Below are 25,676 nucleotides of genomic sequence, written 5' to 3'. Positions count from 1 at the left end.
CCGGCACATCGGACCGGCAAAGCGTTCCGATAGGCAGTCCCCGGAAACGCCAAGCAGGCACAACAAAGCCCGGCGGGACGGGCCCCTTGGAAATTATCCAGGGTCCGGTCCGGCCGGGCTTTGCGTTTAGCCGAAGTTCGCGACGTAGCTTGGCTTGCCCACCTCGGCGGTGGTCACCGGGGCGCCGGTGTCGTTGACCACGTGGTCCAGCGTTCCCGCGCCCAGGTTCACGGTCAGCAGCCCGTGCAGCTTCACGCCCGGGGTGACCGGGACTTCGAAGCCGCGGGTGGCGTGGATCGAGGGATCCACGTTGGTGTAGACGTAGCTGCCGCCGCCCCAGAGTTCGTGGGACCGGACCGAATCGGCCACCTTGTACCCGGCCCAGCCGAGGACGCCGTCGTGCTGCCAGGCGGCCTGATTCGGAGCGTCGTAGGGCAGCTCGTTCTGGAAGAAGACCGTCCGTCCGCGCTCACCGTTCCAGGTCACGTTGTACTTCTGATAATGCTCCACGAACAGGCCGGTGGCGGTGACGTCGTCGCCGTTGATGGTGACGCCGTTGTCCGCCGTGTTGGTGTCCCAGCCCACGCCGTTGCCGTGGTCCGCACGCCAGGCCCAGATGTGGTCGAGGAGCACGCCGTCGCTGTTGACCTCGAGGCTGACGGAGGCCTTGCCCACGTGCGGACCGCCGATGCGGAAGAACACGTCGTGCAGGGCGGTGGGGTTGGCCGGGTCGCCGTGTTTGCCGGAGGCGTCAGTGTGGGAGGCGTTGCCCTTGGCCTTGCCCAGCCGCATCAGCGCCGGGGAGTTCACGGTGCCGGCGTCGATGGTGAGCCCGGCGACCTGGACGCCGGAGACGTCGGCGACCTCCATTGGAACGGCGCCGCCGACGGCGGTCAGGGTGGTCATGCCAAGCCCGAGGACCACGGTGTCCGCACGCTTGACCTCGACGGTGCGGTCGATGTTGTACACGCCCGGGGTTAAGAGCAGGTTCTTGCCGCGGGCCAGCTGGACGTTGATGTCCTTGGCCGAATCGGCGGGCGTGGCCACGTAGAAGTCGGAGAGCGGCACGCTGCGTCCCGCCGTCGGGCCGTTCTCCCAGGTGGTGCCGGAAGAATTCTGCCGCGCGGAGGGAACGAACACGCTGTAGCTGCCGGCGCCGTCGATGGTCAGGTACGGCTTTTCGCGGCTGACCGGGGTGCTGGCCAGCGTGGTGTACGGCGGGTCCGGGAAGGACTGCGCGGGTGCGCCGTTGACGCCGGAGAAGACCTGGTTCCAGACGGCGTTGGACCAGCCGCCGAGGGTGCTGTCACGGACGTAGTACTGCTGCTGGGAGCCGTTGATCACGAACCCGGTCTTGGAGTCGGCGATGAAGCCGCCGCTGGCGTACTGCGGGCCGGCGGTGCAGTAATCCATCAGGGTGAGGTTCCCGCCGGTGACGTTGACCCGCCGCATCGGCGAGGCCTGCGAGGCGGCCCAGAAGTTGGCCGAGGCGCGGCAGCCGTCCAGGCCGGTGACGTTGATGGTGAGGTTGGAGACCGACCGCCAGAAGTTGTTCAGGGCGATGCAGTTGTCCGCGGTCAGGCAGCGGTTGTAGGTGTCCACGTGGCCGTTGATGGTCACGTCGGTGGGGGAGTTGCCCAGGCCCGCCACCTCGGTGGAGTAGCCCACCTGGATGATCAGCGGTGTCTGCGCGGTGCCGTAGGTGCCGGGCTTGAAGAGCAGCGAGTAGCGGTTGGTGCCCATCTCGTCGTCGACCTGCTGGGCGGCGATGGCGTCGACGGTGGCCTGGATCTGCGCCACCGGCATGCTCGGATCGAAGACCCGGACGTTGGGGCCGAACGCGGACGCGGCGCCGGGTGCCGGCTTGCCCACCGCGGCGGGCTGCGCAGGAGCGGACTGCGCAGGAGCGGGCTGCCCAGGAGGGGTGGCGGGGGCTGCCGGGACGACGACGGCGGCTGGCGCGGGGCCGGTCCCGGCGGGTACGGCGGCGGTGGCCGCGGTGCTGCCGGCCAGGGCCGCGGCGAGGGCGACGACGCCCCCGACGATCAGCCGGCCTGCGCCGTTCGGGGAGGTGCGGAGGCCCGGCGGGGACGCCGGGCGGGACGGGAAGTGGGCTAGCGGCATTGCTCGGCCTGCTCTCTGTGGGGGTCTGCGCGGGACAGTGTGGGAGCGCTCCCAACCGGGGAAGCGTAACACCGGGCCCACGACCGGACAAGGGCTCCTCACCGTCGGGGGATCCCGTATTCTCAAGGTGATGAGCGCACAGACCCACCACGGATCCCGGCCGGGAGCGGCCCGTCCCACTCCCACGCTTGAAGACCTGGCGACGGCGGCGGGCGTGTCCCGTTCCACCGCCTCCCGGGCCATCAACGGCGGGTCCAGGGTCAGCCCGGAGGCCAAGGCCGCCGTGGACGCCGCCGTAATCTCCCTGGGCTACAGCCCGAACCGGGCGGCCCGCAGCCTGGTCACCCGCCGGACCTCCTCAATCGCGCTCGTCATCAACGAACCCGATGCCAGGGTCATGATGGACCCGTTCTTCGCCGCCGTCATCACCGGGGTGACCGAGGCGCTGCGGGAGACGGACATGCAGCTGGTCCTGCTGATGTCCCGGGCCGGCGGGGACCCGTCCCGGACGGTCCGCTACCTCCGCGGCGGCCACGTTGACGGCGCCATCGTCGTCTCGCACCATAAGACGGACGGCTGGACGGAGGAACTGGCGGCCTCCGGATTGCCCACCGTCTTCATCGGCCGTCCCTGGGACACCGGCCTGGGCATCCACTACGTCGACGTGGACAGCTTCGAGGGCGCCCGGCAGGCGGCGCTGCACCTGGCCGCCACCGGGCGCCGCCGGTTGGCCACCATCACCGGTCCGCTGGACATGACCGCCGCGGCGGACCGGCTCGAGGGCTGGCGGGCGGGCCTCAAGGACGCCGGGCTACCGGCCAGGCCCGAGGAGCCGGGCGACTTCACGGCGGCCGGCGGCACCGAGGCCGCCGCCCGGCTGCTGGCCCGCGACGGCGGCATCGACGGTATTTTCGCCGCGTCCGACCTGATGGCCCGGGGCGCCATCACGGCCCTGCAGGCGGCCGGCCGCACGGTGCCCGGCGACGTCGCCGTCGTCGGCTTTGACGACCACCTGTCCGGACCGGGGGAGCTGCCCCTCACGACGGTCAACCAGCCCACCGTGGACATGGCCGCGCAGGCCGGGCGCCTGCTGCTGGCCGATATCGAGAACCCCGGGGCCGGCCGGGAGCCGCTGATTTTCCCGGCACGCCTGGTGGTCCGGGCCAGCACGGAGCCGGCCGCCGGCTAGGCGGTTCCCCGGCAAAGGCCGGCTTAGCCCTTCCGGTCCAGCAGCAGGTTGGTGATCCGCAGCGTGCACAGCCGCTCGCCGGCGGCGTTGCTGATGACCACCTCGTGGGTGGTGACGGTGCCGCCCAGGTGGATGGGCGTCGCCGTGATGGTGACCAGGCCCTCCCGGGCGGACTTGTGGTGTGTGGCGGAGACGTCGACGCCGACGGCCGTCTTGCCCAGCGTGCTGGCATGCTTCACCGCGGCCCAGGAGCCGACGGCCTCGCCCACGGCCAGCGAGGCGCCGCCGTGCAGCAGCCCGAACGACTGCCGGTTGCCCTCCACGGGCATGGTGGCCACCACGCGCTGAACCGATTCCTCGACGATCTTCACGCCCATCTTCTCGTCGAGCTCGCCGAGGGTGATCTTCCAGGGCTCGTTGGCGCCGGGCTGGGTGGTCATCGGATCTCCTCAGGGTCGGGACGGGGTGGGGCGGAAGCGGAACGGGACCGGGGCGGGGCCGCAATGGTCCCGCGGTACTAGTGTGCCGCAGGCCTCAGTCATGTACTGTGGTCATATTACCGAACGGCCGGTCAGTAATGTTCCGGACGTGCTGCTCTTGCCCCGCGTTGGAAGGACCCGTCAACGATGACCACCACTGCAACAGCCCCCGCATCCGCCGTGGATACCGCAGAAATCGTCCCCAGCTTCGTCCGGGGTTCCTGGTGGACGCCGGACGCAGCGGCCGCCGCCTCCGCCGCCCCGGTCCTGGACGCCAGCACGGGGGAGCTGCTCGCCAGGGTGAGCACCGAGGGCCTGGACCTCGCCGCCGTCGTCGACTACGGCCGCACCACCGGGCAGGCGGCCCTGGGCCGGCTGACGTTCCACCAGCGCGCCCTCAAGCTCAAGGAACTCGCCCAGTACCTCAACGGCCGCCGGGACGAGTTCTATGCCCTCTCCGCCCAGACCGGCGCCACCAAGGTCGACTCCATGATCGACATCGACGGCGGCATCGGCGTGCTCTTCACCTTCGGTTCCAAGGGCCGCCGCGAACTGCCCAACTCCCAGGTGGTGGTCGACGGGCCGATGGAGATCCTGTCCAAGGACGGTTCCTTCGCCGGCGAACACATCTACACGCGAATTCCCGGCGTCGCCGTGCAGATCAACGCCTTCAACTTCCCGGTCTGGGGCATGCTCGAAAAGCTTGCCCCGGCCTTCATCGCCGGCGTGCCCACCATCGTCAAGCCCGCAACCCCCACCGGCTACGTCGCCGCGGCCGTGGTGAAGGCGATCGACGAGTCCGGCATCCTGCCCGAGGGCTCGCTGCAGCTGGTGTCCGGCTCCGTCCGCACTCTGCTGGACCACCTCGACTACCGCGACCTGGTCGCCTTCACCGGCTCCGCCTCCACCGCGAACACGCTAAAGTCCCACCCCAACGTGGTCAAGGGCGGCGTCCGCTTCACCTCCGAGACGGACTCGCTCAACGCCGCCATCCTCGGCCCCGACGCCGTCAAGGGCACGCCCGAATTCGACGCCTTCATCAAGTCCCTCGTCACCGAGATGACCGCCAAGGCCGGCCAAAAGTGCACCTCGATCCGCCGCGCGATCGTGCCGCAGGAGCTGGTCGCCGACGTCGCCGCCGCCGTGGGGGAGCGGATCAACGAGCGCGTCGTCCTCGGAGACCCGCGCGCCGAGGGCGTCACCATGGGCGCCCTCGCCTCCCTCGAGCAGCTCGCCGACGTGCGCGCCGCCGTCCAGTCCATGCTCGACGCCGGCGGTGAGCTGGCCTACGGCTCCCTCGACGCCCCGAGGGTCACCAGCGCGGACGGGAGCGTCGGCGTCGTCGAAGGGGGCGCGTTCATGTCCCCGGTGCTGCTGCGCTGGGCCGACCCCGAAGCCGAGGAGATCCACTCGCTGGAGGCCTTCGGTCCGGTGTCGTCCGTAATCGGCTACAGCGACATCGCCGACGCCGTCCGCCTCGCCGCCCGCGGCGGCGGCTCCCTGGTCGCCTCGGTCTGCACCAACGACCCCGACGTGGCCCGCGAACTGGTCACCGGCATCGCCGCCCACCACGGCCGCGTGCTGATGCTCAACCGCGAGGACGCCCGCAGCTCCACCGGCCACGGCTCCCCGGTCCCGCACCTGGTCCACGGCGGCCCCGGCCGTGCCGGCGGCGGCGAGGAACTCGGCGGCATCCGCTCGGTGATGCACCACATGCAGCGCACCGCCGTCCAGGGCTCGCCCAACATGCTCACGGCCGTCACCGGCGTCTGGCACACCGGCGCGGACCGGAACTTCACGGTCGAGACCGAGGGGCTGCACCCGTTCCGCAAGCCGCTGGCCACCCTGCGCATAGGCGACGCCGTCCGCTCCGGGCTGCGCGAGGTGACGCTGGAGGACATCACCGCGTTCGCCAACTCCACCGGCGACACCTTCTACGCCCACACCAACAAGGAAGCGGCGGAAGCCAACCCGTTCTTCCCCGGCATCGTGGCGCACGGCTACCTGCTGCTCTCCTGGGGTGCCGGACTGTTCGTGGAACCCGCCCCGGGCCCGGTGCTGGCCAACTACGGCCTGGAGAACCTGCGCTTCATCACGCCGGTGGCCGCCGGGGACTCCATCCGGGTCACCCTCACGGCCAAGAAGATCACCCCGCGCGAGACCGACGAATATGGCGAGGTGGCCTGGGACGCCGTCCTGACCAACCAGAACGACGAGATCGTGGCCACCTACGACGTCCTCACCCTGGTCGAGAAGTAGCCCCACCCTGTCAGCGCTCCCTCAGATGTGGCGCCTTCTTGCCCGACGCTCCCTCAGGTCCGGCGCCTCGTAACCCAACCCTCCCTCACGTCGGGCGCGTCGTAACCCAACCCTCCCTCAGGTCCGGCGTCTCGTAACCCAACCCTCCCTCACGTCGGGCGCGTCATAACCCAACCCTCCCTCCGGATGTGAGGGAGGGTTGGTCGTGGGGCCGCCTGATGTGAGGGAGGGTTGGTCGTAGGGCCGCCAGACGTGAGGGGGCGTCCTTCGTGGGGCCGCCAGATGTGAGGGAGGGTGGGGGCGAAGTGCCCGTCCCTCCAGCCGCTCTCCGGCGTAACATCGTGCCCGTAGGAGGTGGCATCATGTCCCTGGTACTCAACAAAGCCACAACCATCCTGCCCGTCGATGATGCGGCGCGTGCCCGGCACTTCTATGCGGACACCCTGGGACTCCCGCACCGCGGCGTGGCAGCGGACGGCAGTGAAATCTTCGGTTCGGACGGCGGCCCGCTACTGCAGCTCATGCCGGTCACGGACGGAAAGCACTCCGAGCACACCGCTCTCAGCTTTGAGGTCAGCGGCATCGAACGCACGGTTCAGGATATGGAGGCCCGGGGCGTCACGTTCCAGGATTACGACCTTCCCGGACTCAAGACCGAGAACCACATCTGCACTACGGACTCAGAGAAGTGCGCCTGGTTCATGGACACCGAGCACAACGTTCTCTGCATCCACGAGAACCTGCCCGGCCCGGCCGACTACCAGCTCTAAACGGGCCGACGGCGGTGCGGGCACACGCTGGCGGGACGGCGGGACCGGCCCCGGGACGGACGCCGCCGAACGCCCGAAGCGGGACGAGGACCTGGTGGCCCACCACCCGGACCGGGAGGGTGGCCCTCGCCGTCGACGTCGTAATGCTCGGATTCCCGCTCTGGCTGGTCCCGTCCTGGTATCTGGTGACGTACCTCGCCGGCGCCGGGACCCTCTTCGAATCGCCCCGGGCGGTGTTTGCCAACAGCGTGTTCCAGGCCGCCGTCGTGGCCGTCGCCGTGCTCACCAACCTTGCGGCACTGGTCCTGGCGCGGGACCGCTCCGTGGTGCTGGTGATGGCGGTGATCCCGCTGTCCGGCGTGCTGGCCTACATGGGCTGGGTCGCGGCCGTCCGCGGGTTCCCGGGAATCATCCCCGGCTAGGAGGTCCTCGCGGAGGAAGGGCTAGTCCGGGACGTGGAGGCCGTGGAAGACCATGGTGATGACGTCGTCGGCAAGCTTCTCGGGGGAGAGGGAACCACCGGGCTTGTACCACTCGACGATCGAGTTGATGGTGCCGAACAGCAGGCGGGTGACCGTCCGCGGATCGATGTCCTGGCGGAGCGAGCCCTCGTCGCGGGCGGCGGAAATCAGTGCGGCGACCTTGTGGTCGAAGGTGCGGCGGCGGGCCAGGGCGTCCCGTTCGATCTCGGTGTTGCCGCGCAGCCGCAGCAGGAGGGTGACGAACGGCAGCCGTTCCACCAGCACCGAGATGGTCTCGCGGAGTACGAACTCCAGCCGGGCATCCGCGGAACCGGTCTGCGCCTCCGGCCGGTCCAGGATGGCCTCGAGGCCGCCCAGGGCGTGGTCAAGCGCGAGCTTCAGCAGGTCGCCCTTGGAAGGGACGTGGTGGTAGATCGCGGACTTGGAGATGCCCAGGTTCTCGGCGAGGATGCCCATCGACGTGGCGTCGTAGCCGTGACGGTTGAAGACGTCGACGGCGATCATCAGCACGGACTGCTGGTCGTAGCCGGGCCGGCCGCGCTTGGTGGATGCTGTTGTGGGCATACTCGCTAGTTTCTCATGCCGGGCCGGAGTGGTTCGGGCGGTTCTCAGCCCTTGGGGCGCATGTCGTAGATCCGGCGCAGTTTGCCGTTGGAGCGCTCCAGGGAGCCGGGCTCGACGACGTCGACGGCGCAGGAGGACCCGACGTGGATCTTGATCTGCTGCTGCAGAACCTTCGCCGCCGTCGCGCTGCTCTCCACCGAGACGGCGTCGCGTCGTTCGATCTTGACCGTGAGCTGGTCCATCCGCTGGCCCTCGGGACGGGTCAGTTCCAGCTGAAAGTGCGGGCTGAGCTCCGGGATCCGCAGCGCGATTTCTTCGATCTGGGAGGGGAAGAGGTTCACGCCGCGCAGGATGATCATGTCGTCGCTGCGGCCCGTGATCCGGCCCATGCGGCGGTGCGCCGGACGCGCCGTGCCGGGCAGCAGCCGGGTGAGGTCCTTGGTGCGGTAGCGGATGATCGGCAGGGCCTGCTTGGTCAGCGAGGTGAACACCAGTTCGCCGTGCTGGCCGTCGCCCAGCACGGACTCGACGCCAACGGCAGGGTTGAACGGGTCGATGATTTCGGGCCGGAAGTGGTCCTCCCAGATGTGGCTGCCGTCCTGGGTCTCGACGGCCTCGCCGGCGACGCCGGGGCCCATGACCTCGGAGAGGCCGTAGATGTCGCAGGCCTTGAGGTTCATGGTGACCTCGAGTTCGTGCCGCATTTCCTCGGTCCACGGCTCGGCCCCGAGCACCGCGTACTTCAGCGAGGTGGAGGCCGGGTCGATGCCCTGCTTCATCATGGCGTCGGCGATGGTCAGCAGGTAGGTGGGCGTGGCCAGGATGGCGTCCGGCTCGAAGTCCTGGATGAGCTGGATCTGGCGTTCGGTCTGGCCGCCGGAGATCGGGATGACCGTGCAGCCGAGGGCCTCGGCGCCGGCGTGGGCGCCCATGCCGCCGGTGAACAGGCCGTAGCCGTACGCGTTGTGGACCTTCATGCCCGGACGGACGCCGGAGGCGCGGAGCGAGCGGGCCACGAGCTTGGCCCAGTCGGCGAGGTCCTGCTTGGTGTAGCCGACCACCGTGGCACGGCCGGTGGTGCCGGAGCTGGCGTGGATCCGTGCCACCTCGTTTTGCGGCACCGCGAACATGCCGAACGGGTACTCCAGGCGGAGGTCTTCCTTCGTGGTGAACGGGAACTTGCCCAGGTCCGAAAGCTCGCGCAGGTCGGTGGGGTGCACCCCGGCCTCGTCGAACTTCCGCTTGTACAGCGGGACGCGGTCATAGGCGTAGGCCACGGTGTGCTGGAGCCGGGAGAGCTGAAGGGCCTCGAGCTCGTCGCGGGAGATGGTTTCTTCGCGGTCCAGGACGGCGTCGCTGGTGGCGAGGGCGGATTCAGCGGTGGGGGTGGTCATCTGCGTCCTACGTTTCTATTTCTTGGAGATGGTGCGGCTGCGGCCGCGGAACTCGGCGATGAGTTCTCCCGCGCCGGCGGGGATGGTGGTGGATTCAGCGGTGAGGTCGACGGCGTCGGGGTCGGCGGCGTAGATCTGCACGTCGTAGATGCCGCTGCGGCCGGTGCTGGCGCGGCGGTTGGCGACGGCGGTGAGGACCTGGCCGCGGTAGGCGGACTTGATGAAGTTGATGTCGACGCCGGAGGCCACCGTCATGGTCCCCTCGTCATGCGGCCCGGGTTCGGCGGGGTTGCAGGCGAGGGCGAAGGCGGTGTCCCCGAAGGCGAAGATCATTCCGCCGTGGGCCATCCCGAATCCGTTGAGCATTTCCTGGCGCAGCGGCATCCGCAGTGTGGCGTGGCCGTCGGCGAGTTCGAGGACTTCGATGCCCATCCACTCGGAGGCATAGTCGTTGTTCAGGAGCGGGTGGGTCTTCCCCGGAATTGTCAGTTCAGCCATGCGTCGTTGCCTCCAGCTTTATTTACCGAATGTTCATTAGGTAATCCCATCGCGGGCCCCGCTGTCAAGGGGTGTAAGTATGCTGGGACACATGGCCAAGGGAATCTACGTCAGCGCAACCACGCCGGGATCCGGCAAGTCCCTCGTCGCCCTGGGCCTCGCGGACACGCTGCACCGGCACGCGGACCGCATCGGCTTCTTCAAACCCGTCGTCCACGGCCACGCCGACGTCGACCCCATGGTTTCGCTGATGAAGGCCCGCTTCGACCTCGACGACGCCCGGTGCCGGAGCGGGCTGACCTTCGAGGAGGTCCGCAGCCTCCTCGCCGAGGGCAGGCGCGAGGAAATCGACTCCCGCTGCGTCGAGATCTTCGCCGAGATGGGCCGGCACTGCGACGTGATCATCATCGAGGGCACGGACCTCACCGGCCAGGACGCCGCCGTCGAATTCGACCTCAACGCCCGGCTCGCCAACAACCTGTCGGCACCCGTCGTCGCCGTCGTGGGGGCCAAGGGTCGCACCGTGGCGGAGACCGCCGACGCCGTCGAGGTGGCCCGCAAGGAGCTCATTGCCGAGCGCTGCACGCTGCTGGCGATCATGGTCAATCGCGCCGAGCCGGAGGACCTGGAGGGGATCGCGGCCGCGGTCCGGCCCGGCGCGTCCGGCCGCCCGGTCTACGTTTTCCCGGAGCTGGAGGACATCGCCCGGCCCACCACCGGCGAGGTGGCCTCCGCCCTGGGCCTCGGCCAGGTGGCGGGTCTGCCTGACCTGGAGCGGGACGTGCACTCGGTGAAGGTGGCGGCCATGAACGTGGCGAACTTCCTGCACGTGCTCGACGACGGCGCCCTGGTGATCGTCCCGGGCGACCGCGCCGACGTGCTGGTCGCCTGCCTGGCCTCATCGTTCTCGCCCGAGTTCCCGGTCCCGTCCGCGCTCATCCTTACCGGCGGGCTGGCCCCGGACCCCACCATCTACTCGTTGCTGGCGCAGGCGCCGTTCCCGATTTTCGCCGCCCCGGACGACACCTACGTGACCGCCAAGCGTGTCTCGGAGGTCCGCAGCGAGATCTGGTCCGGGCACCGCCGCAAGGTGGCCTCCGCGCTGGGCCTCTGGTCCAAGCAGGTGGACGAGGCCGAACTGCTCGAGCGGCTGCACCTGCCCCGGCCGGAGCGGATGACGCCGCTGCGGTTCCTGCACGACCTGATCGAACGGGCCCGCTCCCAGCGTCGCCATATCGTGCTGCCCGAGGGCAAGGACGTGCGGATCCTGCGGGCCACGGAGATCCTGCACCGCCGCGACGTCTGCGACCTGACCGTGCTGGGCCGCGAAGCCGAGGTCCGCGAGCTCGCCGCCACCCAGGGCATCGACCTGTCCGGGATCAACATCGTGGACCCGGCCACCTCGGAGTTGCGCCAGGGCTTCGCGGAGAAGTACGCCGAGCTGCGCGCGCACAAGGGCGTGGACCTGGCGAAGGCGCTCGAGGTGATGCAGGACGAGAGCTACTTCGGCACCATGATGGTTCAGCTGGGCGTGGTGGACGGCATGGTCTCCGGCGCCGCCCACACCACGGCGCACACCATCCGGCCGGCGCTGGAGTTCGTGAAGACCCGCGAGGGCGTCAAGATCGTCTCCTCCGTGTTCCTGATGCTGATGCCGGACCGGGTCCTGGTCTACGGCGACTGCGCCGTGAACCCGGAGCCGAACGTCGAACAGCTCGCGGACATTGCCCTCGCCTCGGCCGAGACCGCCGCGCAGTTCGGCGTCGAACCGCGGGTGGCGATGCTGTCCTACTCCACCGGCGGCTCCGGGTCCGGCGAGGCGGTGGAGGCCGTCCGGAAGGCCACCGAGCTGGTCCGCGACCGCCGTCCGGACCTGGCCGTCGAAGGCCCCATCCAGTACGATGCCGCCGTCGACGCCTCCATCGCGGCGTCGAAGATGCCGGGTTCCACCGTGGCCGGCCAGGCGACGGTGTTCATCTTCCCGGACCTGAACACCGGCAACAACACCTACAAGGCGGTGCAGCAGTCCTCCGGGGCGGTCGCCGTCGGGCCGGTTCTGCAGGGCCTGCGCAAGCCGGTCAACGACCTCTCGCGCGGCTGCACGGTGGACGACATCCTGAACACCGTCGCGATCACCGCCATCCAGGCCCAGTCCGTGCCGGCAGCCGCATCACACGAAGTGCCCCAGCCCGCTCAGTCCGTCGACGCCCAGGCCTAGGAGGCCCCCCGTGCTCGTGCTCGTCATCAACTCCGGTTCGTCGTCGCTGAAGTACCAGGTCCGTGACGTGGAGGCCGGCAGCGTCCTGGCCGAAGGGCTGGTGGAACGGATCGGCATGGGCAACGGCGGTGGCAGCGACGGCGCCGTCGAGGGTCCCCGGGACCATGCGGAGGCGCTGGAACTGGTCGACGGTGCCATCCACGAGGCGCTGGGGGACCGGGCCCTGGACGCCGTGGGCCACCGCGTGGTGCACGGCGGCGAGCGGTTTGCCGAGCCGGAGCTGATCAACAACGAGATCACCCGTGCCATCGAGCGGCTCAACCCGCTGGCGCCGCTGCACAACCCGGCCAACGTCCTGGGCATCCGGGCCATCGCGAAGAAGTGGCCGGATCTGCCGCAGGTGGCCGTGTTCGACACCGCCTTCCACCGCACCCTGCCGGAGCACGCCTGGCGGTACGCGGTACCTGATGAGCTCTACACCAACCACGGCATCCGGCGGTACGGCTTCCACGGCACCTCGCACGAGTATGTGGCGCACCGTGCCGCGGCCCTGCTGGACGTGCCGGTGGAGGAGTTCGACGCCGTCATCGCCCACCTGGGCAACGGCGCCTCCGTCACCGCGATACACGGCGGAAAGTCGATCGACACTTCGATGGGGTTCACGCCCCTCGAGGGCCTGGTGATGGGCACCCGGTCCGGGGACCTGGACCCCTCGATCCTGGTCTTCCTCGGCCGCGCCGGCTGGTCCGCCGAGGACATCGACTCCATGCTGAACCGTCAGTCCGGGCTGAAGGGCCTGGCCGGGAACAACGACATGCGCTCCGTGGTGGAGGCCGCGGAGGCCGGGGACGCGAAGGCCGCCATGGCGCTCGCGGTGGCCTCCTACCGGCTGGCCAAGTACATCGGCGGTTACCACGTGGCCGTCGGCGGGGCGAGAGCGCTGGTCTTCACCGCCGGGATCGGCGAGAACTCCCACCAGTTCCGGAACCTCGTGGCCGAACGGCTCGGCGCGCTGGGCATCGAACTGGACACCGCCCTGAACCGGGAACGCTCGAAGGAACCGCGGGTGATCTCGACGCCGGAGTCCGCCATCCCGGTGCTGGTGGTCCCCACGGACGAGGAACGCGCCATCGCCGAGGCGACCGCCGCCGTCGTCTCCGCTTCCCGGTAGGTCCGTGGGCGTTTCTCGGCTAGGTCCCGCTGGAACGTTCGCGAAGTGAAGCCGTCGACTTGCCAGAAATGGCCGCTATGGGAGTTCCATAGCGACCATCGCTGGCAATTGGTCCCGGCTCAGCCCCTTACGGCGACGGTGCGGCTGTGCCCGTAGGGGCGGCCGACGTCGCAACCGGGGCGGGTGCGACGGCGTCGCCGGCCGGCTGGCTGGGGTCGGACGAGACCGTGGCATCCGGGACGGTCGTTTCGGCCGGTCCGGGCGCGACCGTCGCACCCGGAGTGGGCTGCTCCGTGGTGCCGGTGGTCGGCGTCAGTGTGGCCTCCGGGGAAGCGGTTGCCGGCGCCGTCGGGGTGCCCGTCCCACCCGGAGAGGCCGTAGCCGTTGCCGTCGCCCCGCGCGGCTTGGCGCTGGGGTCGTTCTGCACCACGTTGATGATCTGCTTCTTGAAGCCCTCCAGCGTCCCCTGGATCTCCGAGAGCGGCACGTTCTGCAGTTTCCGGCCATAGTCGGCGATCTGCTGCCACAACGCGTTCAGTTTGGCCATGCCATCGGAGCTCAGCGGTCCGTCCAGTGTCAGGACCAGCTGGTTCGCGAGGGCGTAGGTGAGGCAGCGGACGCAGTTGTAGTTCGCGGCGGCCGAGAGGTTCTGCGGCACCACCACGTCGGCCTGCCCCACAATCAGGACCACCTGGAAGCCCACCGCCACGGCCGCGCAGTCCTTGCAGCTCGCGAACGCGTAGGCCTCGTTGGTGTTCAGCACGTCCGCGCCGTCGTCGGCCCACACCAAGGCGAAGGCAACGTCGTAGGAAACCGACCCGTCCGTGGTGTTCACGGCGAGGGCCTGGTTCCCGGCGTCGTCGGGGGCGGCCGGCTTATCGAAGGGGAATACCCACGACGGCGCCGCCGCCCCGGACTGGCCGGAGCCGGGAGACGTCGAAGAAGCCCGCGGAACCAACACCATGCTCAGTTGCGGTTCTTCCCGGGTGGGCTTGCGGGCACCCTGCGGCCAGAGCGCCACGGTCCGACCCGCCTGGCCCTGCTTCAGGTCGCGCCCGGTGGTGGTGGGGAAGATGGCGGTGGTGGCGTCGGTCAGCGTCCCGCGTTCGTAGGGCTGGACGGGCCGGTACGTCCCTCCGGCGGGCCACCATGCCCAGGCGAGGCCCGCCGCGACGGCGGCAACCGCGGCGAGGGCCACGCCGCGCTGCCAGGCCTTGCCGCGGGTCTTCTGCCACAGCCCGGTGATGAGCTGCCGGCCCAGCCGGATCAGGATGTAGAGGATGCCGGCCACGGGCAGTGCGATGCAGATCAGTGCGAGGACCCGCACGGCGGCATCCGTGGGGTCGCCGGTGGCCAGGCTGTGGGCGAGTGCGGCCTGCTGTTTGACGCCGTTGTCCCAGGCAGTGCCCACCACGCGGGGAAGCGTGAGGACCATGGTGACCAGGCTGAAGACCAACAACAACGGGACGGTGACGAGGACCCAGATCGTGACGACGGCGCGGGCCCAAGGCTTAAGCAGCTGCGCCTGCGGGTCGGCTTTGCGCCAGGGAATCAGGGCCAGCAGGGTGGGCTTGATCCGCTGGAAGAGGTCCGGCACACCGGTGGCGTCCGCAAGGATGTGATAGCCGTCGAAGCGGACCATGGGCATGAGCTGGCGGACCATCTGCAGGATCTGGGTGACCACCACTAAGAGCAGGGCATCGAAGCCGGTGGCCCACCAAATGCCCATGATGGCCACCGCGACGATGGTGTTGAAGTAGAGGCCGCCGAGGTCGGTGCGGATCCGGCCGGCCCGTCCCAGCCGGTAGGAATCGGTGACGTCGGTGTAGAAGGCCGGCCACATTAGGTACAGCCCGGTGCCCATGGCCCCGGGTGTGGCGCCGCCGCGGCGGGCGGCGGCCGCATGGCCGAACTCGTGGAAGCCCGCGGACAGGACGGTGACCACGAAGATCAGCAGAACCAGCCCGGGGTTGGCGAAGGCCTCGTGCGTGGCCGAGGCGAGGCCCTTGACCATGAGGAGCCACCAGCAGATCGCCAGGAAGGCGGCGGTCACCGCCACGACGATCAGCGGGTTGAAGAGGGTGGCAAAGGGTGCCGTGATCTTCCGGGTGCGTTCGGGGTCCGTCACCGAATAGCGGAACCGCATGCCCAGCAGCGGGTTGGCCTTGCGGACCTCCGGCTGCGAGCCGTCCGCCAGCCGCAACAGCCCCAGCGGCAGCAGTTGCTGATCGACCAGGGTCCGCACGTTGGCAGCGCTGATCGGTTTGCCCGCGGCCGTCCCGGCGTGGGCGGCGATCTCCTCGAGACCGCGTCGGCCGTCCACGGCCTCAAGCACCAGGTAGAGGAGTCTGGTCAGCTGGATGGTCTGGCCGTCGGCACGCCGGACCAGGGAAGGGGCCTGCTTATATCCGGAGCCCTTGGTTTCGCCCAGGAGCTGAACGCCGTCGGCCAGCGCTGGCGGCGGAAGGGTACCGGCGGAAGGGGAAGGGCCGGGGGCAGGAGCCGGCGGGCCGTCCTGGGTGGACGGCCCGCCCTCCACGCTAGTCATGGACCGATTACTGCTTCAGGGTGGACTGCTGCTCGGCCCCGGCCGTGGCATTGCCGTTGATGTCCTGGTTGATGATGGCGTCCTGCTGGGCGACGGCGGTCGCGTTGCTGTCGATCGAGCCGATGTTGGCGGCGACAGCGGCGTCGATCGGGGCGGCGACGTTGGCGTTGGCGGCCACGGCGCCGTTGATCGGCGCGGCGATGCCGGCGTTCGCGTCGAGGTTGACGTCGACGTTGAGCAGGTTGCCGTTCAGGGCGCCGGCCGCGGTCGGGTCGGCCGTCGTGGTGGTGGTCGGATCCGTGGCGGCGGTGGTGCCGGCGGGGTCTGTCGTGCCGGTGGTGTCCGTCGGGGTGGCGGTGCCCTGGTCGATACCGCTGTCCTGGACGGAGTGCGCAGTGGCATCGCCGGTGATGCCCTGGGTGATGAGGGTGCCCTGATCGGCCAGGGCCTGGGACCCGGAGCCGAAGGAGAGGACGTTGGCGGAGGCGGCGGCGTCGATCGGGGCGGCCACGTTGGCGTTCGCCGCGACGCCGAGGTCGATCGGCGCCGCGGCGCTGATGCCAAGGTTGAGGTCGGCATTGAGGTCCAGGACGGAGGCGACTTCCTTGTCAGGCAGCGCGGTGGCGCCCTCGGCCATCAGTTCCTCATCGGACAGTCCGTTGGCGGCAGATTCCATGCTCACGATTGGCTCCATTTCCCGGCGCCGGTTCTGCTGCCCCAGCGGGCAGTGTCCCCAAGGCACCTAACGACGCTCAATAGTAAGCATGGTGATGAATTTTTGCTACCACCCGGCCGGGTTACTTCAGCCCGGCCCCCGGCAGCAGTTCCGTGGCGCCGAGGGAGTCCGCGACGAAGGCGTAGTCCCAGGCCCGTTCCTTCCACTGCACGTACCGGCCGGACGCGCCGCCGTGGCCGCCGTCCATCTCGATCTTCATCACGATCGGCTCACTGCCGGTGTTGACCTCCCGCAGCCGCTGCACCCACTTGGCCGGCTCAACGTAGAGCACCCGGGTGTCGTTGAACGAGGTCACGGCCGCAATCTTCGGGTACGCCGCGGCGTGGACGTTCTCATACGGCGTGTACGACTTCATGTACGCGTACACCTCGGGGTCCGTGATCGGGTTGCCCCACTCCTCCCACTCCAGGGCCGAGAGCGGCAGCTCCGGGTCCAGGATGGTGGTCAGCGCGTCCACGAACGGGACGGCGGCGACGATGGCGGCGTACTTCTCCGGCGCCAGGTTCGCGACGGCGCCCATCAGTAGTCCGCCGGCCGATCCGCCCATCGCCGCGATCCGGGCCGGGTCCACCCAGCCGGAGCCGGCCAGCCAGTCCGTTGCGGCGATGAAGTCCGTGAACGTGTTCTTCTTGTGCAGCTTCTTGCCGTCGTCGTACCAGTGCCGCCCCAGCTCGCCGCCGCCGCGGATGTGCGCAATCACGAACACGATTCCGCGGTCCAGGAGCGAGAGCCGGGCGATCCCGAAGCTGGGGTCCATGCTCATCTCGTAGGAGCCGTAGCCGTACACCAGGCCGGCCGCGCTGGAATCCCTCGCCACGGAGGCGTGCCGCAGCACCGAGAGTGGGATCAGGGTGCCGTCGGAGGCCTCCGCCCATTCCCGGGTGGCGACGTAGTCGGCGGCGGAGTAGCCGCCCAGCACCGGGCTTTCCTTGCGCAGCAGCAGCTCGCCGGCGGGGCGTTCGGGCGTCGGCAGCACGAAATCGTAGACGCGGGACGGGGTGAAGTAGGACGTGTAGCCCATCCGGATCACCGGTGCCTCGTAGTCGGAGCCGGAGACCCCGGCGGTGTAGAGCTCCTCGTCGAAGGCCGGTTCCACGGCGGGCGCCTGCTCCGGCGTACCGAGCCCGGCCAGCGGCACCACCTGAACGCGTTCGATCGTGTCCTTCCGGATCGAGAGCACCAGGTGGGTGGCGGTGACGCCGGCCCCGTTGACGCGGACATCGTCGGAGTGGGCGACGACGGTCTGCCAGTGCTGCTCCGCGACCGGCTTGGCGAGCTGGGCCGGGTCAACCAGGGACACCATGGAGTTGATGGCGTCCTTGTTGTGGGTCAGCAGGATGGTCTCGCGCGGGGCGCCGGAGGCGTCGGCGAGCAGGAACGGCTCGGCCTCGTAGAGGATGCGTTCGTCGCGGGAGATGACGGTGGTGAGGCCGGCGCCGGGGTCATCGAAGCGCAGCAGCCGGGTCTCGCTGAACTCGGAGCAGCCGATGCCCAGGACCAGGTGGCGGCGGTCCGCGGAGAGCTCGAAACCGAGCCACATGGCGACGTCGTCCTCTTGGTAGATCACCTCGTCCTCCGCCACGGGGGTGCCGAGGACGTGGGCCTTGACCTGGTAGGGCCGCCAGGAGGCATCCACCACGGTGTAAAAGATCCGGGTGCCGTCGGGGGAGAAGGAGAGCCCGTAGAAGACATTCTCGATCACGTCCGGCAGCAGTTCGCCGGTCCGCAGGTCCTTGATCCGCAGCGTGAAGCGTTCGTCGCCGGCGTTGTCCACGGCGTAGGCGTAGAGGTTCCCGTCGATGGTCACGGCGGCGCCGCCGATGGAGAAGAACGGCTTGCCCTCGGCCTCGATGTTGCCGTCGAGCAGGACCTCCTCGCCGGGGATGGCGACGCCGACCTCGACGGCGGGCGGCGTCCAGTCCGCCACCGGGTCGCCGCTGTCCTGGGCGCGGACGCGGCACTGGATGCCGTATTCCTTGCCCTCGACCGAGCGGGTGTAGTACCACCAGCCGTCCTTGCGGTTGGGTACTGAGAGGTCCGTCTCCTGGGTCCGGCCCTTGATCTCCTCGAAGATGGCCTGGCGCAGCGGCTCCTGGTGCGCGGTGACGGCCTCCTGGTAGGCGTTTTCGGCCTTCAGCAACTCCACAACCTCGGCGGATTCCTTGTCCCGCAGCCACTCGTAGTTGTCCTCGAACACATCCCCGTGGTGGGTGCGGAGCGTGGGAACCTTCCGGGCGACGGGCGGCTGCGGAGCGGCCTGGGCGGGGGCGGATGGGCTGCCGGCGGCGGGAGTCTCAGTCATGGACCCAATCTACCCGTGACCGGTGTCAGTTCCCGTTCTGTAAACCGTGCGCGGCGATGTAGTCCGGCAGGGTCCCGGCCGCCAGCGCGGCAGCCACCTCGGCGGTGGCCGCCGGGTCCTGCAGCACGATCGACTGCCCGTCCGTGCTGGTGCCTATTCCCGCCGTCGGCAGCGTGAAGAAGGCGGCGTTCCCGGGCGGGGTGCCACGCATGCTGTAGGAGAGCCGTTCCAGGGTTTCCAAGGTAAGTCCCGGGGTGACCGAGACGTGCGGCAGGACGCCCGTGACGAAGGCGCGCGTCGTGGCCCGGTCCGCCAGGTCGCCGCTGCCCACCGCCTTGGCGAGGACCGCCTTGAGGAAGGTCTGCTGGTCCCGGACCCGCTGATAGTCGCCGTCAGCGAAGGCTTTGCGCTCGCGGACAAAGTCCAGGGCCTGCGGGCCGGTGAGGTGGTTGATCCCGGGTGTGAACGTGTGGCCGGATTCCAGGGTGGAGGTGAACGGCAGCGTCACGTCCACGTCGATGCCGCCGACGGCGTCCGCCAGGGCGGCGAACCCTTCGAAGTCGGCCATCACCGTGTGGTCGATGTGGGTCTGCAGCAGGGCCTCGACCGTCCTGGTCTGCAGGGCGATGCCGCCGAGTTCCAGGGCCGCGTTGACCTTGGCCTGGCCGTGGTCCGGGATGTCCACCCAGAGGTCGCGCATGATGGAGATGCTGTAGACGTGCTGCCGGTCCGCGGGCAGGTGGACGAAGATCAGGGCGTCGCCGCGCTGGTCCGACGGCGCGCCCGCGACCGCGTCCGCCCGGGCGTTGACCCGGCTGTCGCTGCCGATGATCAGGAGGTTGAGGTCGGTCGCCGGCGGCTCCGGCGTGGGAGTGGGGGAGGGGGTAGGGCTGGGGGAGGCCGACGGCGACGGCGTGGGGGTCGGCTGCGCGGCGGGCCGGACGGTCTCGGGCTGGGGACGCCCCAACCAGATGGCGGCCACCGCCAGCACCGCCACCAGCAGTGCCGCGCCGCCGATCAGCAGGATGCGCCGCCGTCGAAGAACCGCGCCCGGCCCGGCACCGGCCCCTGTACCCGCGGCAGCCGCGCCGCCAGCCCCACCTGTACTGCCGGCCCAATCTCCCTGTCCGCCCTGAACATCGTCGTTCACGTCGCCCCCTTCCACCGCGGCCCGTTGCCGGTGCCGCGGAGTGGTCCTCACGGCCCGGGCGCACTGCCGGTCCGCGTGGTGCAGACGCTACCACCGGCTCTCGGCCCGGCCCGGAAACACGCCTGCGCCGTGGCGCCCGGTGCTTGACGCGCTCCGAACCTTCCGCATATCCTGAACGAACGGTCGGTAATTATTTATCGGAAACGCATAGGAGCAACCATGGCATCGCAGACCCTGCAGTCAGTGCCCGCCGAGCCTTCGCCGGCACGGCACGATTCACGGCTCGAGAGCCGGCACGAAATGAGCCCCGAGGACGCGGCCCGCCGTGATGCCGAAGGCCAGGCCTACTTCGACAAGGTGATGGCGGACGATTCCCGGATCGAGCCCCGCGACTGGATGCCGGCGGCGTACCGCAAGACCCTGGTGCGGCAGATCTCCCAGCACGCGCACTCCGAAATCATCGGCATGCAGCCGGAGGCGAACTGGATCACCCGCGCCCCCAGCCTGAAGCGCAAGTCCATCCTGATGGCCAAGGTCCAGGACGAGGCCGGCCACGGGCTCTACCTGTACTCCGCCGCCGAGACCCTCGGCCAGCCGCGGGACCAGATGATGCAGGACCTGATGGACGGCAAGGCCAAGTACTCCTCCATCTTCAACTACCCTGCCCGCACCTGGGCGGACATGGGCGCGATCGGCTGGATGGTCGACGGCGCCGCAATCGCCAACCAGGTCCCGCTGTGCCGTGCCTCCTACGGGCCCTACGGCCGCGCCATGGTCCGGGTCTGCAAGGAAGAGTCCTTCCACCAGCGCCAGGGCTTCGAGATCCTGCTGGAACTCTCCCACGGCACCCCCGCGCAGAAGCAGATGGCCCAGGACGCCGTGAACCGCTGGTACGCCCCGGCCTTGATGATGTTCGGCCCGCCGGATGACGACTCGCCCAACTCCAAGCAGTCCATGGCCTGGAACATCAAGCGCTTCAGCAACGACGAGCTCCGCAACCGCTTCGTCGGCATGATGATGGAGCAGGTCAAGGTCCTGGGCCTGACCCTGCCGGACGAGGACATCCGTTTCAACGAGGAAACGAAGAAGTGGGAACACGGCCCGCTGGACTGGGATGAATTCCACGAGGTCATCGCCGGCCGCGGCCAGTGCAACGCCCAGCGCCTGGAACGGCGCCGCGAAGCCCACCAGAACGGCGCCTGGGTGCGCGAGGCCGCAGCGGCCTACGCCGAGAAGCAGGCCAAGAAGAACGCAGCGAAGGAAGTCGCATGACAACCCCCGAACCCCATGCCGGCAATGTCTGGCCGATCTGGGAAGTCTTCGTCCGCTCCAGCCGCGGACTGTCCCACGTCCACGCCGGATCCTTGCACGCCCCGGATGCGGCAATGGCGCTGCGAAACGCCCGCGACCTCTACACCCGCCGCAATGAGGGCGTCTCCATCTGGGTGGTCCCGGCCGAGGCCATCGCCTCCTCCGATCCGGACGCCAAGGGCTCCTTCTTCGAGTCCCCCCAGGGCAAGGACTACCGGCACGCCACCTACTACACCAAGAGCGAGGGCGTGAAGCACCTGTGAGCACCCCCGAAGCAGTCACCACCAACGCCTCGGCGACGGACCATGACGGCGGCCACGGAGAAATCTCCGTCGGCGTCGCGGGTGCGGGCGCGGGCGGCGACGGCATGGCTAGCGCGACCCGCATCACCCCCGGCAACGCGCTCCGCCCCGAGGACATCGCCCTCGCCGTCAGCCGCGGCACCGCCACACCGGACGCGGATGCCGCCGAGCTGGCCTTGCGCCTGGGCGACGACGCCCTGATCCTCGCCCAGCGCCTGAGCCACTGGATCTCCCGCGCTCCCGAGCTGGAAGAGGACATCGCCCTGGGCAACATCGCCCTGGACCAGTTGGGCCACGCCCGTTCCTTCCTGACCTATGCCGGCGGCCTGGACGGCCGCAGCGAGGACGACCTGGCCTACTTCCGCCGCGAGCACGAGTTCCGCTCCGTGCAGCTCTTCGAACAGCCCAACGGCGACTTCGCCGTCACCATCGCCCGGCAGTTCGCCGTCAGCTACTACCAGTTCGAGCTCTACCGCCGGCTCGCCCAGTCCAGCGACGCCATGATCGCCGGCATCGCCGCGAAGGCGGTCAAGGAAGTCGACTACCACCGGGACCACAGCGCCCAGTGGGTGCTGCGCCTGGCCCTCGGCACGGAGGAATCCCGGGCCCGGATGATCCATGGCCTGGCCGTGGTCTGGCCCTACGTTGACGAACTGTTCCGCGACGACGAACTCACCGGCCGGCTCAGCGACGCCGGCGTCGCCGTCCAGCCCTCCAGCCTGCGCGCCGACTTCGACCGGCTGACCGGAGAGGTACTGGCCGAGGCCGAGCTCGAGGTCCCGAAGGTCCAGCCCGCCCCCGGTGGCGGCCGCCGCGGCCTGCACTCCGAACATCTGGGCTACCTGCTCGCCGAGATGCAGGTCCTGGCCCGCGAGCATCCCGGAGCGAGCTGGTAACCATGGCCGAGATGTACCTCAGCCACCCGACGGCGGACGCTGCCCCCAGCCCGAAGTCCGCGGAGCAGAAGGCCTGGGACCTTGCCGCGACCGTCTGCGATCCCGAAATCCCCGTCCTGACCATCGCCGATCTCGGCATCCTCCGGGATGTCGAAGTGGCGAAGGAACCGGACGCGGGCGACGGCGGCATGGTCCCGGCGGTACGGGTCACCATCACGCCCACCTACTCGGGTTGCCCGGCCATGGACACCATCCGTGACGACCTCACCGCGGCCTTCCACGCCGCCGGCTACCCGCGCGTCGACGTGGACCTGGTGCTGTCCCCGGCCTGGACCACCGACTGGATGAGCGAGGAGGGCAAGGCCAAGCTGGAGCAGTATGGCATCGCCCCGCCCTCCGGCCATTCCCGCGCCGGCGGCCACTCCGGCCCGGTCCGGCTGAGCCTGGCCGTGAAATGCCCGCAGTGTTCCTCGCTGCACACCAAGGAACTCACCCGCTTCGGTTCCACCTCCTGCAAGGCGCTCTACGTCTGCCTGGACTGTAAGGAACCGTTCGATTACTTCAAAGTCTTGTAAGGAACAGGTGCAACCATGACCGTTGTCCGCCAGACCGCCGCCGAGACGGCGGCAGCCACCGGCCGCCGTCGTGCGTCCTTCCACCCGCTGACCGTGGACCAGGTCCGCAGGCTCACCGACGACGCGATCGAGGTCACCTTCGCCGTCCCGGCCGAACTCGCCGGCCAGTTCGACTACCTGCCCGGACAGTACGTTGCCCTGCGCACCACACTTCCGGACGCCGCCGGGGAACCGCTCGAGATCCGCCGCAGCTACTCGATCTGCGCGGAGCCGCGCAGCTTCGCGGACGGCAGCAGCGAGATCCGCGTGGCCATCAAGAAGGACTTGGGCGGCCTGTTCTCCACCTGGGCCAATGCCGAGCTCAAGGCCGGGGACGTGCTGGACGTGATGAGCCCGATGGGCGCGTTCGTCTCAAAGCACGGCCGGGACGGCCAAGAACAAAACCTCATGACGTCCATGAACCGTCCGCAGGAGCTGGAAACCGAGCTCGCCGGCGAGGCCGGGAACTTCGTGGCGATCGCCGCCGGCTCCGGCATCACCCCCGTGATCGCTATCGCCCGGACCCTGCTGGCCGCGCACCCGGACACCCGGTTCGACCTGATCTACGCCAACAAGGCGGCCATGGACGTGATGTTCCTGGAGGAACTCGCGGACCTCAAGGACAAGTACCCGTCCCGGCTGGCCCTGCACCACGTGCTCTCCCGCGAGCAGCGGATCGCCCCGCTGCTCAGTGGCCGGATTGATGCCGAGAAGCTCGAGGCGCTGCTGGGCACCGCCATCCACGCCGACGACGTGGACGAATGGTTCCTCTGCGGCCCGTTCGAACTGGTACAGCTGTGCCGCGACACCCTCGCCGCCCGCGGGGTCAAGCCCGAGCACATCCGCTTCGAGCTGTTCACCTCCGGCAAGCCGGACCGTCCTGAGGGCAACATTGGCCGGCCGGTGGTGGCCGACGAATCCCAGGAAACCTACAAGATCACCTTCACCCTCGACGGGCTGCAGGGCGAGGTGGCCAGCCCCACCCACGCCCGGGAGTCCATCCTCAACGCCGCGCTCCGGGTCCGACCGGATGTCCCCTTCGCCTGCGCCGGCGGCGTCTGCGGCACCTGCCGGGCCAAAGTGGTCACGGGGTCCGTCACGATGGACGAGAACTACGCGCTGGAACAGGACGAACTGGATAAGGGGTACGTGCTGACCTGCCAGTCGCACCCCACCACCCCCAGTGTCACCGTCGACTTCGACGTCTAAACCCGCCACATTTCCCCGTCTGCCCTTCCATGCCTAGGAGCCGCATGATTTCCCTGACCATCGCCGACGGCGTCGCCGAGGTCGTCCTGGACGCCCCGCAGAAGCTGAACTCACTCGACGAGCAGGCACTGCGGGACCTGGACCGGGCCTACGACGACGCCGCGGCCGCCGCCGCGCGCGGCGAGGTGCGGGCGCTGCTGCTTCGCGGCGAGGGCCGGGCATTCTGCGCGGGCCGGGACATCGCCGGCGTTACTCCCGCGAACGACGACGCCGAGGCCTATCTCGGCGGCCTGGTGCAGCCGCTGATGGAGAAGATGAGCGCCTTCCCGGCGCCCACCTTCGCCGCAGCGCAGGGCGCCTGCCTGGGGGTGGGACTGGGACTGCTGCTCGCCTCGGACGTGGTGTACGTGGCGGAGAATGCGAAGTTCGGCTCGCCGTTTGCCAAGCTTGGCGCCACGCTGGACTCCGGCGGGCACTGGTACTTCACCGAACGGCTGGGGATGCACCGCACCCTGGACCTGATCTACACCGCCGAGCTGATCTCCGGGACCGAGGCGGTGGCGCAGGGGCTCTTCAGCCGGGCGCTCCCGGCGGAGGAGCTGCTGGAAACCACCCGCGGCATCGTTGCCAAGGTCGCCGCCGGGCCCACCGGCGCCTTCACCGCCAGCAAGGAGCTGGTGGCCCACATCCGCGATCAGCGGCTGGGTCTCTGGCAGTCCATGGCGGAGGAGAATTCCGAGCAGGCCCGGCTCTGCAAGAGCGAGGACTACGCCGAGGGCTTCCTGGCCTTCCAGGAGAAACGAAGCCCGGTTTTCAAGGGCTGACCCGGGCCGCCGGCGATTCCCACCACTTCCTGCGTCAGCGTGTGTCCAGGTCCTCGAAGACCAGGAACGTCTGGGTGTCCAGCACCCCCGGCATGGACTGCAGCTGGTCGAAGATCACCCGGCGCAAATCCACGTTGTCCACGGCCCGCACCAGCAGGATGACGTCGAAGTCCCCGCCAACCAACGCGATGTGGTGAACCTCCGGGATGGCCCGCAGCAGCTCGCGGAGCTCCCGCCAGGAGTGCTGCCGCACCTTGAGCGTCACGTAGGCGGAGGACTTCAGTCCGGCCTTGATGGGGTCCACCAGGGCCGTGAACTTGGTCAGCACGCCCTCGCCGGTCAGGCGGGAGATGCGCGAGTAGGCGTGGGCCCGGGAAATGTGCACGTTTTCGGCCACTTGGGTCACGGACATGCGCCCGTCTCGGGTCAACTCGGCGATGATGCTCCGGTCCACCTCGTCCAGCGGCACCGCCTGCTCAGATTCGGTTCCTGCCATTTGTCTTCAACTCCCGCCGGTAACCCAGCTCACACTTACGATTTGTCTTCAAGAGTAAGCCGTTTGGGATGAAGTCTCCACGATTAAGCCCGGGTGTGGATACGAAAGCGCCCTTGGAAGCATACTTGGTGCGAATAGTG

22 protein-coding genes are annotated in these 25,676 nt (G+C 69.3%); 12 read left to right on the top strand and 10 right to left on the bottom strand.

From position 1 onward, the window contains the following. Window positions 1-126: 126 nt before the first annotated feature. The gene (locus tag QWJ39_RS02400; protein WP_290256094.1) at window positions 127-2,124 is read right to left on the bottom strand and encodes an adenylyl cyclase; all 1,998 of its coding nucleotides are present in this window, start codon (window positions 2,122-2,124) and stop codon (window positions 127-129) included. 130 nt (window positions 2,125-2,254) lie between these two features. On the opposite strand from QWJ39_RS02400, the gene QWJ39_RS02395 reads away from it, so the two are divergent. Then, window positions 2,255-3,313 (top strand): LacI family DNA-binding transcriptional regulator, encoded by a 1,059-nt coding sequence (locus tag QWJ39_RS02395; RefSeq protein ID WP_290256093.1) that lies wholly within the window; start codon window positions 2,255-2,257, stop codon window positions 3,311-3,313. Between the two features lie 23 nt (window positions 3,314-3,336). On the opposite strand, the gene QWJ39_RS02390 is transcribed toward QWJ39_RS02395, so the two are convergent. After that, the gene (locus tag QWJ39_RS02390; RefSeq protein ID WP_290256092.1) at window positions 3,337-3,753 is read right to left on the bottom strand and encodes a hotdog fold thioesterase; all 417 of its coding nucleotides are present in this window, start codon (window positions 3,751-3,753) and stop codon (window positions 3,337-3,339) included. A gap of 186 nt (window positions 3,754-3,939) precedes the next feature. Here QWJ39_RS02390 and paaZ point away from each other — a divergent pair, with 186 nt between their 5' ends. The 3 genes from paaZ to QWJ39_RS02375 all read left to right on the top strand — a co-directional run bounded on the left by paaZ (window position 3,940) and on the right by QWJ39_RS02375 (window position 7,243). Then, window positions 3,940-6,051, top strand: a complete 2,112-nt coding sequence (gene paaZ / locus QWJ39_RS02385) for a phenylacetic acid degradation bifunctional protein PaaZ (RefSeq protein WP_290256091.1) — start codon at window positions 3,940-3,942, stop codon at window positions 6,049-6,051. Between the two features lie 362 nt (window positions 6,052-6,413). Continuing rightward, window positions 6,414-6,821 carry a VOC family protein gene (locus tag QWJ39_RS02380; protein ID WP_290256090.1) on the top strand — a complete coding sequence of 136 codons (408 nt, stop codon included), beginning with the start codon at window positions 6,414-6,416 and terminating at the stop codon, window positions 6,819-6,821. Window positions 6,822-6,940: 119 nt separating this feature from the next. Then, complete coding sequence (locus tag QWJ39_RS02375; protein WP_290256089.1) at window positions 6,941-7,243, top strand: hypothetical protein; 303 nt, start codon at window positions 6,941-6,943, stop codon at window positions 7,241-7,243. Window positions 7,244-7,264: 21 nt separating this feature from the next. Here the strand turns inward: QWJ39_RS02375 and QWJ39_RS02370 are convergent, their stop codons facing one another. Genes QWJ39_RS02370 through QWJ39_RS02360 form a run of 3 tightly spaced genes read right to left on the bottom strand, consistent with a single transcriptional unit; the run spans window position 7,265 to window position 9,759 of the window. Next, window positions 7,265-7,867 carry a TetR/AcrR family transcriptional regulator gene (locus QWJ39_RS02370; protein ID WP_290256088.1) on the bottom strand — a complete coding sequence of 201 codons (603 nt, stop codon included), beginning with the start codon at window positions 7,865-7,867 and terminating at the stop codon, window positions 7,265-7,267. A 44-nt stretch (window positions 7,868-7,911) separates the two neighbouring features. Further along, a complete protein-coding gene (gene paaK / locus QWJ39_RS02365; RefSeq protein WP_290256087.1) occupies window positions 7,912-9,261 on the bottom strand; it encodes a phenylacetate--CoA ligase PaaK in 1,350 nt (449 codons plus the stop codon). A 15-nt stretch (window positions 9,262-9,276) separates the two neighbouring features. Beyond that, window positions 9,277-9,759 carry a hotdog fold thioesterase gene (locus QWJ39_RS02360; protein WP_290256086.1) on the bottom strand — a complete coding sequence of 161 codons (483 nt, stop codon included), beginning with the start codon at window positions 9,757-9,759 and terminating at the stop codon, window positions 9,277-9,279. A 91-nt stretch (window positions 9,760-9,850) separates the two neighbouring features. Here QWJ39_RS02360 and pta point away from each other — a divergent pair, with 91 nt between their 5' ends. Both pta and QWJ39_RS02350 read left to right on the top strand, forming a co-directional pair. After that, window positions 9,851-11,977, top strand: a complete 2,127-nt coding sequence (gene pta / locus QWJ39_RS02355) for a phosphate acetyltransferase (RefSeq protein ID WP_290256085.1) — start codon at window positions 9,851-9,853, stop codon at window positions 11,975-11,977. 10 nt (window positions 11,978-11,987) lie between these two features. After that, entirely contained in the window at window positions 11,988-13,148 is a 1,161-nt protein-coding gene (locus QWJ39_RS02350) for an acetate kinase (RefSeq protein ID WP_290256084.1), read from the top strand. A 127-nt stretch (window positions 13,149-13,275) separates the two neighbouring features. Here QWJ39_RS02350 and QWJ39_RS02345 read toward each other — a convergent pair whose 3' ends face one another. The 4 genes from QWJ39_RS02345 to QWJ39_RS02330 all read right to left on the bottom strand — a co-directional run bounded on the left by QWJ39_RS02345 (window position 13,276) and on the right by QWJ39_RS02330 (window position 19,884). After that, a complete protein-coding gene (locus QWJ39_RS02345; RefSeq protein ID WP_290256083.1) occupies window positions 13,276-15,696 on the bottom strand; it encodes a hypothetical protein in 2,421 nt (806 codons plus the stop codon). 7 nt (window positions 15,697-15,703) lie between these two features. Next, entirely contained in the window at window positions 15,704-16,372 is a 669-nt protein-coding gene (locus QWJ39_RS02340) for a peptidoglycan-binding protein (protein WP_290256479.1), read from the bottom strand. Between the two features lie 121 nt (window positions 16,373-16,493). Next, window positions 16,494-18,734, bottom strand: a complete 2,241-nt coding sequence (locus tag QWJ39_RS02335) for a S9 family peptidase (RefSeq protein ID WP_290256082.1) — start codon at window positions 18,732-18,734, stop codon at window positions 16,494-16,496. 25 nt (window positions 18,735-18,759) lie between these two features. Beyond that, window positions 18,760-19,884: an LCP family protein gene (locus QWJ39_RS02330; protein WP_290256081.1), complete on the bottom strand. Its 1,125-nt coding sequence runs from the start codon at window positions 19,882-19,884 to the stop codon at window positions 18,760-18,762. A gap of 219 nt (window positions 19,885-20,103) precedes the next feature. Between QWJ39_RS02330 and paaA the strand changes: the two genes are divergently transcribed. Genes paaA through QWJ39_RS02300 form a run of 6 tightly spaced genes read left to right on the top strand, consistent with a single transcriptional unit; the run spans window position 20,104 to window position 25,040 of the window. Continuing rightward, window positions 20,104-21,156, top strand: coding sequence for a 1,2-phenylacetyl-CoA epoxidase subunit PaaA (paaA, locus tag QWJ39_RS02325; protein WP_290256080.1), 1,053 nt, complete (start codon window positions 20,104-20,106; stop codon window positions 21,154-21,156). Further along, window positions 21,153-21,458, top strand: coding sequence for a 1,2-phenylacetyl-CoA epoxidase subunit PaaB (paaB, locus tag QWJ39_RS02320; RefSeq protein WP_290256078.1), 306 nt, complete (start codon window positions 21,153-21,155; stop codon window positions 21,456-21,458). The genes paaA and paaB overlap by 4 nt, the downstream gene beginning before the upstream one ends. Next, the gene (paaC, locus tag QWJ39_RS02315; protein WP_290256077.1) at window positions 21,455-22,393 is read left to right on the top strand and encodes a 1,2-phenylacetyl-CoA epoxidase subunit PaaC; all 939 of its coding nucleotides are present in this window, start codon (window positions 21,455-21,457) and stop codon (window positions 22,391-22,393) included. Before paaB ends, paaC begins: the two co-directional genes overlap by 4 nt. A gap of 2 nt (window positions 22,394-22,395) precedes the next feature. Beyond that, window positions 22,396-22,968, top strand: coding sequence for a 1,2-phenylacetyl-CoA epoxidase subunit PaaD (gene paaD, locus QWJ39_RS02310; RefSeq protein WP_290256076.1), 573 nt, complete (start codon window positions 22,396-22,398; stop codon window positions 22,966-22,968). A 15-nt stretch (window positions 22,969-22,983) separates the two neighbouring features. After that, window positions 22,984-24,216 carry a 1,2-phenylacetyl-CoA epoxidase subunit PaaE gene (paaE, locus tag QWJ39_RS02305; protein WP_290256075.1) on the top strand — a complete coding sequence of 411 codons (1,233 nt, stop codon included), beginning with the start codon at window positions 22,984-22,986 and terminating at the stop codon, window positions 24,214-24,216. 44 nt (window positions 24,217-24,260) lie between these two features. After that, on the top strand, window positions 24,261-25,040 hold the full coding sequence (locus QWJ39_RS02300) for an enoyl-CoA hydratase/isomerase family protein (protein WP_290256074.1): 780 nt from the start codon (window positions 24,261-24,263) through the stop codon (window positions 25,038-25,040). A gap of 34 nt (window positions 25,041-25,074) precedes the next feature. On the opposite strand, the gene QWJ39_RS02295 is transcribed toward QWJ39_RS02300, so the two are convergent. After that, window positions 25,075-25,536 (bottom strand): Lrp/AsnC family transcriptional regulator, encoded by a 462-nt coding sequence (locus QWJ39_RS02295; RefSeq protein WP_290256073.1) that lies wholly within the window; start codon window positions 25,534-25,536, stop codon window positions 25,075-25,077. Window positions 25,537-25,676: the final 140 nt, after the last annotated feature.

Source organism: Arthrobacter sp. YD4 (assembly GCF_030410515.1).
Taxonomy (GTDB): domain Bacteria; phylum Actinomycetota; class Actinomycetes; order Actinomycetales; family Micrococcaceae; genus Arthrobacter.
This window is presented reverse-complemented; position numbering and strand designations above follow the sequence as displayed.